The 15,807-nt window shown below is 73.4% G+C and carries 16 protein-coding genes; 8 read left to right on the top strand and 8 right to left on the bottom strand.

Features of this window, described 5'->3' with window-relative positions; translation table 11 throughout:
* Positions 1-112: 112 nt before the first annotated feature.
* Positions 113-751: an MOSC domain-containing protein gene (locus EDD33_RS12160; RefSeq protein WP_123391169.1), complete on the top strand. Its 639-nt coding sequence runs from the start codon at positions 113-115 to the stop codon at positions 749-751.
* A 56-nt stretch (positions 752-807) separates the two neighbouring features.
* Positions 808-1,794 (top strand): sulfotransferase family protein, encoded by a 987-nt coding sequence (locus EDD33_RS12155; RefSeq protein ID WP_123391166.1) that lies wholly within the window; start codon positions 808-810, stop codon positions 1,792-1,794.
* On the opposite strand, the gene EDD33_RS12150 is transcribed toward EDD33_RS12155, so the two are convergent.
* Positions 1,780-2,673 (bottom strand): hypothetical protein, encoded by an 894-nt coding sequence (locus EDD33_RS12150; protein WP_123391164.1) that lies wholly within the window; start codon positions 2,671-2,673, stop codon positions 1,780-1,782. The two genes, EDD33_RS12155 and EDD33_RS12150, sit on opposite strands and share 15 nt — an antisense overlap.
* Positions 2,674-2,857: 184 nt before the next feature.
* Here EDD33_RS12150 and EDD33_RS12145 point away from each other — a divergent pair, with 184 nt between their 5' ends.
* Both EDD33_RS12145 and EDD33_RS12140 read left to right on the top strand, forming a co-directional pair.
* Positions 2,858-4,687: an AMP-dependent synthetase/ligase gene (locus tag EDD33_RS12145; protein WP_123391163.1), complete on the top strand. Its 1,830-nt coding sequence runs from the start codon at positions 2,858-2,860 to the stop codon at positions 4,685-4,687.
* Positions 4,688-4,736: 49 nt separating this feature from the next.
* Positions 4,737-5,642 carry an intradiol ring-cleavage dioxygenase gene (locus EDD33_RS12140; RefSeq protein WP_123391162.1) on the top strand — a complete coding sequence of 302 codons (906 nt, stop codon included), beginning with the start codon at positions 4,737-4,739 and terminating at the stop codon, positions 5,640-5,642.
* A 30-nt stretch (positions 5,643-5,672) separates the two neighbouring features.
* Here EDD33_RS12140 and EDD33_RS12135 read toward each other — a convergent pair whose 3' ends face one another.
* A complete protein-coding gene (locus EDD33_RS12135; RefSeq protein WP_123391161.1) occupies positions 5,673-6,623 on the bottom strand; it encodes an SMP-30/gluconolactonase/LRE family protein in 951 nt (316 codons plus the stop codon).
* Here EDD33_RS12135 and hemW point away from each other — a divergent pair.
* Complete coding sequence (gene hemW / locus EDD33_RS12130; protein WP_123391159.1) at positions 6,622-7,827, top strand: radical SAM family heme chaperone HemW; 1,206 nt, start codon at positions 6,622-6,624, stop codon at positions 7,825-7,827. The two genes, EDD33_RS12135 and hemW, sit on opposite strands and share 2 nt — an antisense overlap.
* 29 nt (positions 7,828-7,856) lie before the next feature.
* Here the strand turns inward: hemW and EDD33_RS12125 are convergent, their stop codons facing one another.
* Both EDD33_RS12125 and EDD33_RS12120 read right to left on the bottom strand, forming a co-directional pair.
* On the bottom strand, positions 7,857-8,720 hold the full coding sequence (locus tag EDD33_RS12125) for a DUF3097 domain-containing protein (RefSeq protein ID WP_123391157.1): 864 nt from the start codon (positions 8,718-8,720) through the stop codon (positions 7,857-7,859).
* 52 nt (positions 8,721-8,772) lie between these two features.
* Complete coding sequence (locus EDD33_RS12120; protein ID WP_246003492.1) at positions 8,773-9,270, bottom strand: pyridoxamine 5'-phosphate oxidase family protein; 498 nt, start codon at positions 9,268-9,270, stop codon at positions 8,773-8,775.
* 70 nt (positions 9,271-9,340) lie between these two features.
* On the opposite strand from EDD33_RS12120, the gene EDD33_RS12115 reads away from it, so the two are divergent.
* A complete protein-coding gene (locus tag EDD33_RS12115) occupies positions 9,341-10,114 on the top strand; it encodes an EcsC family protein (RefSeq protein WP_123391155.1) in 774 nt (257 codons plus the stop codon).
* A gap of 6 nt (positions 10,115-10,120) precedes the next feature.
* Here the strand turns inward: EDD33_RS12115 and EDD33_RS12110 are convergent, their stop codons facing one another.
* The 3 genes from EDD33_RS12110 to EDD33_RS12100 form a co-directional block, all read right to left on the bottom strand.
* A complete protein-coding gene (locus tag EDD33_RS12110; RefSeq protein ID WP_123391153.1) occupies positions 10,121-11,365 on the bottom strand; it encodes an FAD-dependent oxidoreductase in 1,245 nt (414 codons plus the stop codon).
* Between the two features lie 123 nt (positions 11,366-11,488).
* Positions 11,489-12,331: an FHA domain-containing protein gene (locus tag EDD33_RS12105; RefSeq protein ID WP_123391151.1), complete on the bottom strand. Its 843-nt coding sequence runs from the start codon at positions 12,329-12,331 to the stop codon at positions 11,489-11,491.
* Positions 12,328-12,567 (bottom strand): hypothetical protein, encoded by a 240-nt coding sequence (locus EDD33_RS12100; RefSeq protein WP_123391149.1) that lies wholly within the window; start codon positions 12,565-12,567, stop codon positions 12,328-12,330. Before EDD33_RS12100 ends, EDD33_RS12105 begins: the two co-directional genes overlap by 4 nt.
* Positions 12,568-12,662: 95 nt before the next feature.
* On the opposite strand from EDD33_RS12100, the gene EDD33_RS12095 reads away from it, so the two are divergent.
* Positions 12,663-13,502, top strand: a complete 840-nt coding sequence (locus EDD33_RS12095) for a DICT sensory domain-containing protein (protein ID WP_170169799.1) — start codon at positions 12,663-12,665, stop codon at positions 13,500-13,502.
* 39 nt (positions 13,503-13,541) lie between these two features.
* Complete coding sequence (locus EDD33_RS12090; RefSeq protein ID WP_123391145.1) at positions 13,542-14,333, top strand: ABC transporter; 792 nt, start codon at positions 13,542-13,544, stop codon at positions 14,331-14,333.
* Positions 14,334-14,387: 54 nt separating this feature from the next.
* On the opposite strand, the gene EDD33_RS12085 is transcribed toward EDD33_RS12090, so the two are convergent.
* Positions 14,388-15,803: an aldehyde dehydrogenase family protein gene (locus EDD33_RS12085; RefSeq protein WP_123391143.1), complete on the bottom strand. Its 1,416-nt coding sequence runs from the start codon at positions 15,801-15,803 to the stop codon at positions 14,388-14,390.
* Between the last annotated feature and the right edge of the window lie 4 nt (positions 15,804-15,807).

The following is a 15,807-nucleotide window of genomic DNA, read 5'->3' as shown; positions in this document are numbered from 1 at the left end:
GCTCGGGCCGGGCGCCCGGTGCGCCCGGTCTCACCTTCTCCACGAACGGGGAGGGCCACACACGACACCCCGCGGGAAGAAGTTTTCGTCGGCGTGCTGAGAGCATGTCCGCGTGCAGGTGGTCTCCGTCAACGTGGGTCGTCCCCGCCCCGCCGCGTGGGCCGGGATCGGCCGCACCTCCATCGACAAGCACCAGGTCACGGGCCCGGTGGCCGTGGGTCGGCTCGGCCTGGAGGGCGACGAGGTCTCCGACACCCGTCACCACGGCGGGATCGACAAGGCGGTCTACGCCTTCGCCCGCGAGGACCTCGACCGGTGGGCCGAGCGCCTGGGCCAGGAGGTCCCGGACGGGCACTTCGGCGAGAACCTCACCACGCGTGGGCTCGACGTCAACGAGTCCGAGGTGGGGGAGCGGTGGCGCATCGGCACCGCCGTGCTCGAGGTGGCCTCGGTCCGCACGCCGTGCAACGACTTCAAGACGTGGCAGCGCCGTCACGGCTTCGACGACCGGGGGTGGGTGCGGCGCTTCACCGAGGAGGGCCGACCGGGCCCCTACCTGCGCGTCGTCCACGAGGGCGAGCTGCAGGTGGGCGACCCGGTCGAGGTGGTGCACCAGCCCGGCCACGGGGTGACCGTCGCGACCATGTTCCGCGCGCTCACCACCGAGCGTTCGCTGCTGCCGGAGCTGCTGCGCGTCGAGGGCCTCACCGTCGAGGCGCGGCGTCGCGCGGAGGCCTACGTCGGCGGCTGAGCGTCCACCTCGCGGCCCCTCGCATTGTTAGTCGATAGATTGGGTAGGCTTTCGGCATGAGTCGACGACCTCCCGACTTCTTCCTGATCGGGGCACCCAAGGCGGGCACGAGCGCCCTCCACGCCGCGCTGACGCTGCACCCGCAGCTGTTCCTGAGCCGGGTCAAGGAGCCGAAGTACTACCTGTGCGGCGACTCCCCGCCCCCGGCGTACAAGGGACCGGGCGACGCCCACAGCAACCAGGAGTGGATCTGGCAGCGCGAGCGCTACCTCGACCTCTTCGACGAGGCGGGCGAGGACCAGCTGCGCGGCGAGAGCACGCCGTTCTACCTCTACCACCGCGACGCGCGTCGACGGATCGCGGCCGACCGCCCCGACGCCAAGCTCGTCGTGGTGCTGCGGGACCCGGTCGACCGGGCCTACTCCAACTGGATGCACCTGTGGATGGACGGCCTCGAGCCGCGCGCCGACGTCGTCGAGGCGGTGCGCCAGGAGCCCGAGCGGATCGACAGCGGCTGGGCGCCGTTCTGGCACTACCAGTCGATGGGGATGTACGGCCGGCAGCTCCGCGACCTCTACGACCACGTCCCGCGCGAGCAGGTGCTGCTGCTGCGCTACCGCGAGCTGGTCGACGAGCCCGACCAGGTGCTCGACCGGGTCTTCGGGTTCCTGGGCGTGCAGACCCACGAGATCGCGCAGATCCCCTCGGACAACAGCCGCCCCTTCGTCAGGGACGGGGTGCGGGCCCGCACCGTTGGCCCGGTGATCCGGGCCGGCGCCGCGGTCGGCCAGTTCCTGCCGCCGAAGGTCTGGCGCACCGTCAGCAGGCCGCTGGTCCACCAGCTCCACCGGGGCGGGGGCACCGGGCGGCCCCAGCTCACCCCCGAGCAGCGCACCGTCCTGCTGGAGCCCCACCTCGAGGACATCGCGCTGCTCGAGGAGCTGACCGGTGAGTCGTTCGCGCAGTGGCGCGAGTACCGCGACGGCGGGTCGTTCTCCAGCCGCCAGGCGGCCGGCCGGTCGAGGGCGTCAGCGGGCCAGTGACGTGACGAGGTCGTGCGCCCCGTCGGGGCGTGCGACCTCGACGTAGAAGCGGGTGCTGCCGTCGGGCTGCGGCACGGCACTGGCGTAGCGCATCGCCCCGTCGCCGGCGGGGGAGCGCAGCACCGGGGCGTCCGGGGCCGGGCGCAGCACGCCGGTGGCGTCGGCGCGCGCCACCGAGGTGGTCTCGTGCCAGTTGTCCTCGGCGGTCGGGCGGCCGTCGTACAGCACCACCAGGGGGTCGTGGGAGAGCACGGTCGTGACCCGGGCGCCGCGGGCGTCCCAGCTGCCGGGGGTGGGCTCGAGCACGGTGCCGTGCCGCTCCCAGACCAGGCCGTCGTCGCTGGTGAGGTAGGACGTCGACATCCGGTCCTCGTGGCCGGGGTCGGTCAGCGGGTGCTCGCACAGCCACATCTCCCACAGGCCGTCGCGCAGCGTGATGACGGGGTCCTTGACCGCGACCGTGTCCGACCCGGGCAGCACCACGGTGCGGCGACCGCGCGGCAGCTCCTCGGGGGTGTCGGCGTCCAGCGCCTCGACCCACCAGTGCTTGGAGCCCGGGGTGGCGCAGGAGAGGTAGAGGCGCCAGCCGCCGTCGGGGCGGCGGCAGACGACGGGGCGCTCGAAGGACTCCGCGCCGACGTCGTCGCGCATCACCTCGCACACCGGGGTGAAGGTGACGCCGTCGGTGGAGCGCGAGACCACGGTGGCGATGCCGCGGCCGTCGAGGAGCGGGCGGCGTACGCGGTAGGTCAGGTAGGTGACCCCGTCGACGAGCACGGCCGACGCGGCGCCGGCCCAGTTGCCGGGACCCGATCCCGGTGCCGGGACCACGACCTGGGCGTCCTCGACGGCGGGCAGGGGGGTGTCGACGAGGTCCATGAACCGAACCCTACTGATCCGGTCGACTTGAGGTCGGTTGCCCAGGTCCACCATGTCGCGTGGGACCGACCCGGCCGGTCGCACCCGAGGGGTGCTCGACTTGCTCCTGTGATCTAAGTTACTGCCACGTCACCCAGGTGTCGGGCCTCCGAGACGGCCCGGCCAGCCCCAGGCAGGAGCCCCCATGTCAGCGGTCACGCCCGACACGTCCTTCATCGAGAACCGGCCCCCCAGCGTGGCCGTGCAGTTCCGGGAGCGGGTCCAGAAGTCTCCCGAGCGCGAGGCCTACCGCTACCCCGCGGCCGACGGCGAGCCGTGGACGTCGATCACCTGGAAGGAGACCGGCGAGCGCGTCGAGCGCCTCGCCGCTGGCCTGCTCGCGCTGGGCCTGCAGCCCGAGCAGCGCGTGGGCATCGCCTCGAACACCCGGGTGGAGTGGATCTTCGCCGACCTCGCGATCATGTGCGCCGGCGGCGCCACCACGACCGTCTACCCCTCGACCATGGCCGAGGACGTCGCCTACATCGTGGCCGACTCGGAGTGCCGGATCGTCTTCGCCGAGGACACGGGCCAGCTGGAGAAGCTGCGGCAGCACCGCACCGAGCTTCCCCACCTCGACAAGGTGGTGCTCTTCGAGGGTGCCGGCGACGGCGACTGGGTGCTCAGCCTCGACGACCTCTCCTCGCTCGGCGCCTCCCACCTCGCCGAGTCGGGCGACGCGGTCGACCGGGCCGTGGACGCGATCGGCCCCGACCAGCTCGCCACCCTGATCTACACCTCCGGCACCACCGGCAAGCCCAAGGGCGTGCGGCTCAAGCACTCCTCGTGGACCTACGAGGGCGCCGCGATGGAGGCGCAGGGCATCCTCAGCGAGGAGGACCTGCAGTTCCTCTGGCTGCCGATGGCCCACTCCTTCGGCAAGGTGCTGCTCTCCACCCAGCTCGCCTGCGGCTTCGCCACCGCCGTCGACGGTCGGGTCGAGAAGATCATCGAGAACCTCGCGATCGTCAAGCCGACCTTCATGGGCGCGGCGCCGCGCATCTTCGAGAAGGCCCACGGCCGGATCCTCACGATGCAGGCCGCCGAGGGCGGGGCCAAGGAGAAGATCTTCAACCAGGCGTTCGCCGTCGGTCGCAAGGTCGATGCCCTCAAGCGCGAGGGCAAGTCGGTCCCGCTGCCGCTCAAGCTGCAGCACGCCGTCTTCGACAAGCTGGTCTTCTCCAAGATCCGCGACCGCTTCGGCGGACGGGTGCGGTTCTTCATCTCCGGTGCCGCGGCGCTCAACCGCGACATCGCCGAGTGGTTCCACGCCGCCGGCATCCTGATCCTCGAGGGCTACGGCCTCACCGAGACCTCCGCCGGCTCCTTCGTCAACCACCCGGACAACTACAAGTTCGGCACCGTGGGACCGGTCGTCCCCGGCAGCCAGGTGCGCCTGGGCGAGAACGACGAGATCCAGATCAAGGGTCCCGGCATCATGGACGGCTACCACAACCTGCCGGACCAGACCGCCGAGACGCTGACCGAGGACGGCTGGCTGCGCACCGGCGACAAGGGCGCCCTCGACGACGAGGGCTACCTGACGATCACCGGCCGCATCAAGGAGCTCTTCAAGACCTCCGGCGGCAAGTACATCGCGCCCCCGGCCATCGAGGCCAAGTTCAAGGCCGTGTGCCCCTACGCCAGCCAGTTCATGGTCTTCGGCGACGAGCGCAACTACTGCGTCGCGCTGGTCACGCTCGACCCCGACGCGATCGCGGGCTGGGCCGAGGAGAACGGCCTGGGCGGCAAGTCCTACGCCGACATCGTCGCCGACCCGAAGACCGAGAAGATGGTCGACGGCTACGTCGAGGACCTCAACGGCCAGCTCAACCGCTGGGAGACGATCAAGAAGTTCGTGCTCCTCGACCACGACCTCTCGGTCGAGTCCGGCGAGCTGACCCCCTCGATGAAGGTCAAGCGCAACGTCGTGCAGACCAACCACCAGGACCTCATCGACGGCATGTACGCCTGACCCAGGTCACGCACAGCCACCGCACAGGGGTGCGGGTGAGGATCGGCCCATGAGCCGCCGCACCCGCACCCCTGCTGCCGTCCCCGCCCCTCACGTCCACGTCGAGGGGGAGGTCGAGGCCCACGACCTCGGCCTGTCCCACGACCTGCCCCGCATCGTCGAGCGCAACCTCGGCCGCCGCGGCCTGCTCGCCCTGTTCGGCGGGGTGGGAGCGGTCGCGGTGGTGGGCTGCGGGTCGGAGGCGTCCACCTCCTCCTCGTCCTCCACCGACGCCGCGGGCGGCGCGGGCGCCCCGCCCGACGGCGGCGCCTCGACCACCGAGGTCGCCGAGGGCGAGATCCCCGAGGAGACCGCCGGCCCCTATCCGGGCGACGGCAGCAACGGGCCCGACGTGCTCTCCGAGAGCGGCGTGGTCCGCAGCGACATCACCACGAGCTTCGGCTCGGCCAGCGGCACCGCCGAGGGCGTGCCGCTCACCATCCGGATGAAGGTCTACGACCTGAACGGCGAGGACGCCACCGTGCTGTCCGGTGCGGCCGTCTACGCCTGGCACGCGGACCGCGAGGGCCGCTACTCGATGTACGACGACGAGGTGGCCGACCAGAACTACCTGCGCGGCGTCCAGGTGACCGACGCGACGGGCTGGGTGGAGTTCACCAGCATCTTCCCCTCCTGCTACGCCGGCCGCTGGCCGCACGTGCACTTCGAGGTGTACGCCGAGGCCGAGGCCGCCACCGGCGGCGGCGAGAAGCTGCGCACCTCCCAGCTCGCGCTGCCCCAGGACGTCTGCGAGACCGTCTACGCCACCGAGGGCTACGAGGCCTCGGTGCAGAACCTCGGCCAGGTCTCGCTCGCCAGCGACATGGTGTTCAGCGACGGCTACTCGCTGCAGATGGCCAAGGTCACCGGCAGCCTCGACGAGGGCTACACCGCCACCCTCAACGTCCCCGTCTGACCGCGGCACGCGGACAGGGCCCGGTCGGCGTCAGTCCTCCACCCGGGTGACCCAGTACTCCGTCTCCGGGGTCGCGGGCGTGGTGAACCGCGCGTTGGGCAGGTAGAGGCCGTCGCGCCAGCGGGCGACCGTGGTCGGGACGTCGAAGTCCGGCGAGGTGATGGTCTGCACCAGCCGTCCGGACCGGCCGTCGCGGGACAGCCGCAGCTCGGCGACCTGGTTGAGCCGGTTCTGCACCGCGAACAGCGTGCGGCCCTCGCGGAGCAGGCCGTCCCCGTTGGTCAGCAGGGTGCCGCCGAGGTCGACCCGGCTGGCCACGCCGGTGCGGGGGTCGACGCGGTAGAGCACGCCGTTGCTGGAGTTCACGACCAGCAGCGCGCGCCCGTCGGGGGTGGTCTCGATGCCGTTGGCGTTGTTCACGCCCGGGTTCTGCACCCAGTCGCCGCTCAGCGGCAGCCGGGTCACCTCGGCCGTGCCGCGGGGGCCGGGGGAGACGCGGAACAGCGCCGCCTGCAGCGAGTCCGTGACGTACGCCGTCCGGCCGGTGACCACCACGTCGTTGACGAAGCTCGTGCCCGGGGCGGGGTCGGGGGTCAGCTCGTAGGTCGCCGTCGTCGCGCCGGTGCGGACGTCGACGACCTTGACGTCGCCGTCGGCTCCGCCGGCGACCCACAGGTCGTTGCCGCGGCCGAGCTCGAGACCGATGGCGGGCGTCCCGTCTCCTTGGCTGATCACCCGGCCGGTGCCGGTGCGCAGGTCGGACGCGTAGACGTCGCCGTCGACGCGCGAGCCGAGGTAGGCGATCGGTCCGCGCGCCTCGATGCCCTCGGGCTGGAAGCCGTCGGGCAGCTCGACCCGGCTCGGCGGCTCGGCCCGTGGGGGGCGCCGCTCGGCCGCCGAGGCGGAGGCCGGGGCGACCAGGCCGGTGCCGAGCACGGCGGCCAGCGCGAGGGCGAGGAGCGGACGGGTTCGAGGTGTCATGGCGGGTCCCTTTCGTCCCCGCCCACCGTACGACGCGGGCCCCAGCACCGGGTGGGAGACTGGGGCCGTGCACGTGCCTCCTGGGACCCCGTTCGGGGTCTACGTCCACGTGCCGTTCTGCGCGAGCCGGTGCGGCTACTGCGACTTCAACACCTACACCGCGACCGAGCTCGGGGGCGGCGGCTCCCAGGCGGCGTACGCCGGCCACGCGGTCGCCGAGGTGGCGCTGGCCGCCGCGACGCTCGGCCCCGACCGCCCCGCGATCGACGCGGTCTTCCTCGGGGGCGGGACGCCGACGCTGCTCCCGGCCGAGGACCTGGCCCGCGTCCTGGACAGCCTGCGCGAGCACTTCGGGCTCGCCGAGGGCGCCGAGGTCACCACCGAGGCGAACCCCGACAGCGTGAGCCCTGCGTCGCTGGCGCGGCTGCGCGAGGCGGGGTTCACCCGCGTCTCGTTCGGGATGCAGTCCGCCGTCGGCCACGTGCTGCGCGTGCTCGAGCGCACCCACGACCCGGCCGGCGTCGACCGGGCGGTGCGGTGGGCCCGCGAGGCCGGCTTCGAGCAGGTCAGCCTCGACCTGATCTACGGCACGCCGGGGGAGTCGGTGACCGACTGGCGCACCTCGGTCGAGGCGGCGCTGGCGAGCGGGCCCGACCACGTCTCGGCGTACTCCCTCATCGTCGAGGACGGCACCCGCCTGGCCCGCCAGGTCCGCACCGGCGTGATCCCGATGCCCGAGGAGGACGACCTCGCGGAGAAGTACGTCCTCGTCGACGACCTGCTCACCGCCGCCGGCCTGGGGTGGTACGAGGTCTCCAACTGGGCCCGCAGCGAGGCCTCCCGCTGCCGCCACAACGAGCTCTACTGGACCTCGGCCAGCTGGTGGGGGATCGGCCCCGGCGCCCACTCCCACGTCGACGGCGAGCGGTGGTGGAACGTCAAGCACCCCAGTGCGTACGCCGCCCGGCTGGCCACCGGCGCGTCACCGGCCCAGGACCGCGAGACGCTCTCGGACGCCGACCGCCACCTGGAGCGGGTGCTCCTCGAGGTGCGGCTGCGCGACGGGCTCCCGCTGTCGCTGGTCCCCGCCGCGGGGGTCGACGACGTGGTCGGGCGCGGTCTCGGCGTACGACGCGACGACCGGCTGGTGCTGACCCGCGAGGGCCGTCTCCTCGCCGACGCCGTGGTCCGCGACCTGACCTGACCTGACCTGATCTGCTCGGGGCAGGCGCCTCAGTGGCCCGGCTCGGTCACGAAGTCGATCAGCTCCTCGACCCGGCCGAGCAGCGCGGGGTCGAGGTCCTGGAAGCCGCGCACGCCGCCGAGGATGTGCTTCCAGGCGCGGGCGATGTCGGCCTGCTCGCGGTGCGGCCAGCCGAACTGCTGGCACACGCCCTTCTTCCACTCGATGGTGCGGGGCACCTGCGGCCACGCCTTCTTGCCGAGCCGCTCGGGCTTGACCGCCGCCCAGATGTCGATGAAGGGGTGGCCCACGACGAGCACGTGCTTGCCGACGGGGGAGCGCCGCACGGACTGGGCGATCCGGCTCTCCTTGGAGCCCGCGACGAGGTGGTCGACGAGGACGCCGACCCGGCGCTCGGGGCCGGGACCGAAGTCACGGAGCTTCTCGCCCAGGTCGTCGACGCCGTCGAGGTACTCCACGACGACGCCCTCGATGCGCAGGTCGTCGCCCCAGACCTTCTCGACCAGCTCGGCGTCGTGGCGGCCCTCCACGAAGATCCGGCTGGCCCGGGCGACGCGGGCCTTGGTGCCGTGCACCGCCACCGAGCCCGACGCGGTGCGGGTGGCCGCCTGCGGGCCCGTGCGTGTGGGAGCCACGAGCACGACCGGGCGGCCCTCGAGCAGGAAGCCCGGACCGAGCGGGAAGGTGCGCCGCTTGCGGTGCCGGTCCTCCAGGGTCACGGTGCCGAGGTCGCGCTCGACCTGGACGATCTCGCCGACCCAGTCGCGGCCGACCTCCTCCACGACGAGCCCGAGGTCGGCGTCGATCTCGACGGCGCGGCCGTTCTTCGGGACCCGCCAGTCGGTGGCGAGGACGTCGGAGCCGTAGCGGTCGGCAGGCGTGGGGGGAGGCACCGGAGGAACGCTAGGCCCCCGCGGGCGCCGGGTGGTGGCGCAGCGCCGAGGGCTACTCCACGTGTGCCGCGGTGGTGCCGCCCAGCTCGACGGCGCCCATCCCGAGCTTGCGGTGGTCCCACGAGCGGGTGCGCTCCACGGCGAGGCGCACCACCACCCGCTTGGCGAGCATCGCCTCCACGAGGGGCCTCATCTCCTCGGTGTAGGGCCCCTGGTAGCGCTCGAACACGTCCACGCCGACCCGCCAGATCGTGTCGGGGTCGTCGACCACCTCGCCGCGCCCCTCGAGCGCCACGCCGCGCAGCTGGTCGTAGGTGTGACCGGCCTCGACGAGCACCGACATCCGGTCGTCGCGGCGCAGGTTGACGACCTTCTGCGACTTGGCCTTGGTCTCGATCCAGATCTCGCCGTCGAGGACGGCGTACCACATGGCGACGAGGTGGATCGCGCCGCTCGGGCCGTACGTCGCGACGGTGGCGCTGCGCTGCTGGTGCAGGAGGTCGTCGACCTCCGCGGCGGTCATCTGGATCTGGTCGCGCTGCTTGGCCACGGTGTCTCCCCGGGTCGGCTGGCTGGGTAGGGCGCGTACAACGTAAACGAGCCCCCGCTAGATTTCGGGCATGGGAATCACTCGCCGTCTCGGCGCCAAGCTCGTCCCCCGCGCCGGGGACCTCGCCCCCGGCCCCGTGGCCGAGATCGTCCACCAGGCCCTCGACCGCGCCATCCGTGGCATCGGTCCGCTCGACGGCGCCCGCACCGCGGCGCAGAAGGAGCTGGAGGACCAGGGCGGTGACGTCGAGAAGGCGATCGACAAGCTGGTCTCCACCCACCTCGCGCTCGCCGGGGCCGAGGGCTTCGCCACCAACCTCGGCGGCCTGGTGACCGCCGCGGCCACGATCCCGGCCAACATCAGCGGCCTCGCCCTGCTGCAGTGCCGCATGGTCGCGGCCATCGCGCACCTGCGGGGGTACGACGTCGACGACTCGCGCGTCCGCAACGCCGTGCTCGCCACCATGATGGGCGAGGACGCCGTGAGGTCCCTGGTCAAGAAGGGCAAGCTGCCCGGCACGCCCCACCAGATCGCGACGCTGCCCTCCGCCGAGGTCGAGGACCGCGCCGCGGCCGCCGAGCGCCGGCTCGAGGAGGAGCGCCCCCCGGACGCCGTCCGCGAGAGCGACGCGAAGGGCTCGCGCCGCAAGGCCCGCACCCAGCTCGACCGCGTCGTCGGCGCCCAGGTCGCCACCACGCTGATCGCCAACGTGGGCGGCAAGCGGCTGGCGACCTTCGCCGGCAAGCGGGTTCCCGTGGTGGGCGGCGTCATCGGTGCGGGAAGCGACGCCTGGGCCACGCGCCAGGTCGGCGGCTACGCCCGCAAGCAGTTCACCAAGGTCTAGCCGACCTCAGGCGGCCGGGGCCGCGCCGAGCCGCGCGAGCACCGCGTCGGCGGCGCGGCGTCCGGAGACCAGTGCGCCCTGGATGGACGGGGTGTCGCGGTGGTCGCCCGCCACGAACAGCCCCTCGCCCAGGTCCACGCGGCGCTGCAGCGGCACCCCCGCCGCGTGGGCCGGGAGCGCCGAGGTGATCACGTCGGTGCGCAGCAGCTCCCACCCGCGCGGGTCCGCGGCGTAGATCCGACCGGCGTGGCGGCGTACGTCCTCACCGAGGTCGGGGTGGGCGCCCACCACGGTGGCCTGCACCAGCGCGCCGTCCCGGGAGTACGACGCCGCGGCGTTGGTCATCACCGCGGTGTTGACGACCGGGCCGCGGCGGTCGCCGTCGACGTGCAGCAGCCGTGAGCCCGTCGGCGGCTGCGCGGCGCGGAACCAGTACGTGGTCAGCGCCCGCACCCGCGGGCGGGGCAGTGCCACCAGGTCGGCGGCGGCCACGGGGTCGGCGGCCACGACCACCGCGCGGGCACCGATCGTGCCCTGGCCGGTGGAGACCCGGTGCCCGGTCGCGAGCCGGGCCCGTACGCCGCAGCGCAGCGTCCCGGGGACGAGCCCGGCCGCCAGCTGGTCGGGGAGGGCCTGCATGCCGCGGGCCGGGACGGCAGGCGTGCCCCGGACGAAGGACCGCAGGATCATCTCGGCGACGCGGCGCGAGGTCACCAGGTCCTCGTCGGCGAGGACGCCCGCGAGGAACGGCCGCAGCACCCGGTCGGTGAGCGGCCCGTCGAGGCCGCGCTGCCGCAGCTCGGCCATCAGCGGGCGGTCGGACCCGGCGCGCACCGCGCTCGCCGGCCCGAAGCCCACGGGTGCGGCCCAGCGCAGCAGCCGCAGCTTGGTCGCGAGACCGCCGACGGGTGCCCGCAGGTCCGAGACCAGGCTGCTGGGCAGCCGCCGCGGGTCGCCGAGGGTGAACCGGCCCTCGCCGTGGGCCACGACGACGCCCGCGCCGAACGGCTGCAGGTCGAGCGCGGGGACGTCGACCACGCGGCCCACCTCGGGGTAGGCGGGGTTGAGCAGCTGGAAGCCGCGGTCGAGCAGGGTGCCGTCGACCTCGTCGGTGCGCACCCGGCCTCCGGGGGCGTCGGCCGACTCCAGCACCTCGACCCCCAGCCCGGCCCGCTGCAGTCGCAGGGCGGCGGCGAGGCCGGCGAGACCGGCCCCGACGACCACGACGTCGGTCTGGGTGGGCAGGGGCACGGCACTCCTCGGGGAAGGGGGGCGGCACGAGGACCTGCGCAGGCACAGTTGCGCAGGTCCCCGTGCCTCATCGGACCGGGTGCCGGGTACCGGCGGGGAGCGCCGGGTCACCCGGTCCGGGTATCAGCGACCCGGTTGGGGCCGCTGTCGTCCCATCTCGCCGCCCTGCCGACCGCCGTAGGGGCGGCCGTGGTCGGCGTGCTCGTCGCGGTAGTAGGCCAGGGTGTGCTCGCCGATCTCGATGCGCGAGCCGGAGCGGAGCAGCTTCTCCCGCACCAGCTCGCCGTGGACCCGCACCTCCGGGCCCGCGGTGCTGATCACGAGCTCGTCGCGCTCGGCGTCGCGGTTGATGACGGCGTGGAAGGGCTCGATGCCGGGCAGGACCACCGCGTTGGAGGGGTCGGAGCCGATGCCGACGACGTCGCCCTGCAGCCAGAACACCGACTGCGTCTCGCCGGCCATCACCGAGGCGCGCTCGACGGCCAGGCGCGGGGAACCGGCGCCGGGGGAGTCGGTGCCGGTCAGGCGCCGGCGACGGAAGCCGAAGGTGGGAGCGACCGGCAGCATGCTGGGCGGCGGGAACGCCTTGCTCGACGGCAGCACCGGGGGCTGGCCGGCCGCCCGGGAGCGCAGCGCCGTCCAGCCGCCGCGCCAGGTGCCGACGCGGATGTGCCGCGAGCCGGTCGCGCGCCGCTGCCACCAGGGGGCTCGGACCGCGCCGATCGTGACGAGGTGGACACCGTCGCTGACGACCTTGATGGTGATGCCCCGCTCGGCGAACATCTCGGCGGCCGCCGCCACGGTGGGGGCGTCGTCGCTGCCGGCGAACACCCCCGGGTGGTCGAGCTCGAAGGTGAAGTGGTTGGCCTCGCCGTAGAGGTGGCCGCGGGCGGACTGCCCGTCGAGGCCGGTGAGCTCGACGCGGAGGTCCGCGTCGACCTCGACGAGGGTGGCGGTGGGGCTCACGAGCGGCGCGGGACGTTGTTGTCGCTGGTGGTGACGGTGAGGGTGCCGTCGACCTTCCAGGTGGCGCGCGGCGCCTGCGGGCCGGTGTCGCGGGGGATCTCGACGGTCATGTCGGAGAAGGTGTAGTTGATCGCCGCCTCACGCCCGGTGAGGAAGTCCCACATCTTGCGTCCGAGGTCGGTCCAGTCGACGACCTCGGGCGAGCTGTCGTCCATCGCACGGTTGCTCTGCGGCATGTCGTACCTCCAGCGTTGACCTCAACAACCTGTTGAGGTTTATGATGGTCAGCATGCCCACCATTGACCGCGATGCGCAAGTCCACGCGTCCGAGATGTCTGAGATGTCATCAACAAATTCTTCAACGGATGAGGCACACCTCAGCATCGGCGACCTGGCGGACCGCACCGGTCTCAGCCCGGCCACGCTGCGGATGTGGGAGACGCGCCACGGCTTCCCCAAGCCGCAGCGCCTCGACAGCGGCCACCGCCGCTACTCCGAGGACGACGTGTCCACCATCGAGCGGGTCGTGCAGCACAAGGACGCCGGCACCCGCCTGGAGCAGGCGATCCGGCGTGCCATGGCCGACGCCCAGCCCGCGGCCCCCTCGGTCTACGCCTACCTGCGGCGCAGGCACCCCGCCGTCGGCGTGCACCGGCTGAAGAAGACCACCCTGCTCGCGCTGTCGTGGGCGATCGAGGACGAGTTCTGCGCCAAGGCCGACCGGGCCTCCATCTACGGCGCCTTCCAGAAGGAGCACTACTACCGCAAGGCGCAGCCGCGCTGGACCGAGCTGGCCCGGGTGGCGCGCTCGGCGACCGTGCTGGCCGACTTCGGCAGCGACGACCGGGACGCCTCCCCGGTCGAGGTGCACCTCGCGGACGACGCGCCGATGCGACGGGAGTGGGCGGTCGTCTGCGACGCCCCCGACCTCCCGGTCGTGCTCACCGCCTGGGAGCTGCCCGGCCAGTCCGACGTGCGTGACCGCGACCGGTTGTTCGAGTCGATGTGGACCGTCGACGCGGCCGCCGTACACGACGCCGCGCGGGTGTGCGCCTCCGTCGCCGGCGTCGAGGCGCCCCCGGTGAGCAACCCGCCCGGCTCCTCGGCCGATCCCCTGGCCGTCACCGGCCTGTTCAACCGGATGGTCTCCTACGTCGACCGGTTGAGCTGAGTCACCTCCGGCCCGGGGGAGAGTCCCTAGGCTGCGGGCATGGCCTCCGTCGAGCTGTCCGCTGACCACGACGCACCTCTCGTCACCCGTGCCGTGGCGCTGCCGTTCCGGCTGGTCGGTGCCGCCGTGCACGTGACGCTGGCCGTCGGGGCCCTGGTGGCGCCCGACGGCCCGGTCCGTCGCCCCGGGGGGTACGCCGACCAGCTGGCCGCCGTGCTCGGCGAGGACGGCATGGTCGGCAAGCTCGACGCGATGTCACGCGACCCCGAGAGCCCGCTGGGCCGGGTCGCGGCGCTGTCGCAGGCGGCCGGCGAGGAGCGCCCGCTGGGCCGGGCCCTGGCTCCCGGCGGCATCCTCGACCGCGCCCTGGCCGACGACGGCCCGCTCACCCGGCTGCTCAGCGACGACGGCGCCCTGGACCGGATCCTCGCCCCGGGCGGTGCCCTCGACCGGCTGCTCGCCTCGGGCGGCGTGCTCGACCGCCTCCTGATCGAGGACGGCCCGCTGGAGCGGCTCGTCGACGAGGACGGCCCGCTCGACCGCGTCACCCGTCCCGGGGGAGCGCTCGACACCGTGCTCGCTGAGGGGGGCCTGGTCGACCGGCTCCTCGCGGAGCGCGGCTTCGTGGAGAAGCTGGTCGCCGAGGACGGCACCCTCGACCAGCTGGTGGCGCTGGGCCCGACGCTGGAGCGCGTCTACCCCCAGCTCGACGAGCTGGTCGACGTGCTGCCCGAGCTGCACCGCGCCATCGAGGTGCTGGGCCGCTCGGTCGGGCCGCTGTCCGACCTGGCCAACCGGATCCCGGGCCGCCGCAAGCCCATCGCCGGCTAGCCGGCCGGTCCGGGTCACCGGGGCCGGTGAGCCGGCCAGGAGCCCGGACCGGGATCAGAACAGGCGGCGGGCGGCCTTCTGCTTGAACCGGCCGTAGGGCGGGTTCAGCAGCGGCAGGTCCCGGTGCCACGACGGCCGGCGGTAGACCGCCTTGTGGTGGCTGAAGGTGTCCACGCCCCACCGGCCGTGGTAGCTGCCGTAGCCGCTCTCGCCGACGCCGCCGAAGGGCAGCGAGGACACCAGCAGGTGGGTGAGTGCGTCGTTGACGCACACCCCGCCCGACGACGTGGTGGACAGCACCTGCTCGACGACCGCGTCGGAGCCGGTGAACAGGTAGAGCGCGAGCGGCTTGTCGCCCGCGGAGATGGTGGCGCACACCTCGTCGAGGTCGGTGAAGGTCAGCACGGGCAGCACCGGGCCGAAGATCTCCTCGCGCATCAGCGGTGAGTCGACGTCGGTGGTCCGCACGACCGTCGGGGCGACGTACCGCTCCTCGAGGTCGACCTCGCCGCCGACCACGACCTCGTGGCCGCCACCGTCGAGCAGCGCCTTGACCCGCTCGGTGTGGCGCCGGTTGACCATGCGGCCGAAGTCGGCCGAGGTGCGCGGGTCGGCGCCGTAGCGCTTGCGGATCTCGGCGGCGAGCACGTCGAGGAAGGCCTGCTCGACGTCGCGGTGCACGTAGACGTGGTCCGAGGCCACGCAGGTCTGCCCGGAGTTGAGGAACCGGGAGAACGCCACCCGGCTCGCCGCGAGCTGCAGGTTGGCGTCCGCCGCCACGATGACCGGGGACTTGCCGCCGAGCTCGAGGGTGACCGGGGTGAGGTGCTTCGCGGCGGCCTGCGCGACGATCCGGCCCACCGTGCCGTTGCCGGTGTAGAAGACGTGGTCGAAGCGCTGCTCGAGCAGCGCCGTGGTCTCGGGCACGCCGCCCTCGACGACGGCCACGGCCGCGGGGTCGAGGTAGTCGGGCACCCACCGGGCGAAGGCGCGCGAGGTCGCGGCCGCGACCTCCGAGGGCTTGAGCACCACGGCGTTGCCGGCGGCGAGCGCCGCGGCCAGCGGGCAGGCCAGCAGCTGCACAGGGTAGTTCCACGGCCCGATCACGAGCGCGACGCCCAGGGGCTCGACGACGACCGAGGCCGTGGCGGGCTTGAAGAGCGCCGGCACCTTCTGCTTGCGGGGCGCGGTCCAGGACTCGAGGTTCTTCTGCAGGTCCTCGACCTCGCGCACGCTCGCGCGGAGGTCGGCGGCCCAGGCCTCGAACGGCGGTCGGCCGAGGTCCTCCACGAGCGCCGCGGTGAACTCGGCCTCGCGCTCCACGAGCATCCGCTTCAGCCCGGCCAGCTGCTCGTGGCGCCAGGCCAGCGAGCGCGTCCGCCCCGAGGTGTACGCCGCTCGCAGTCGCGGCACGAGCAGCTCGGGTGCCTCGCGGGTGACGTCGGCGGGCGGGGTGTCGAGGGTCGTCATGGGC

It is taken from the genome of Nocardioides aurantiacus, from assembly GCF_003752505.1.
GTDB lineage: Bacteria > Actinomycetota > Actinomycetes > Propionibacteriales > Nocardioidaceae > Marmoricola > Marmoricola aurantiacus.
The sequence above is the reverse complement of the archived record's forward strand: the minus strand, read 5'-3'. Positions and strand labels throughout refer to the sequence as shown.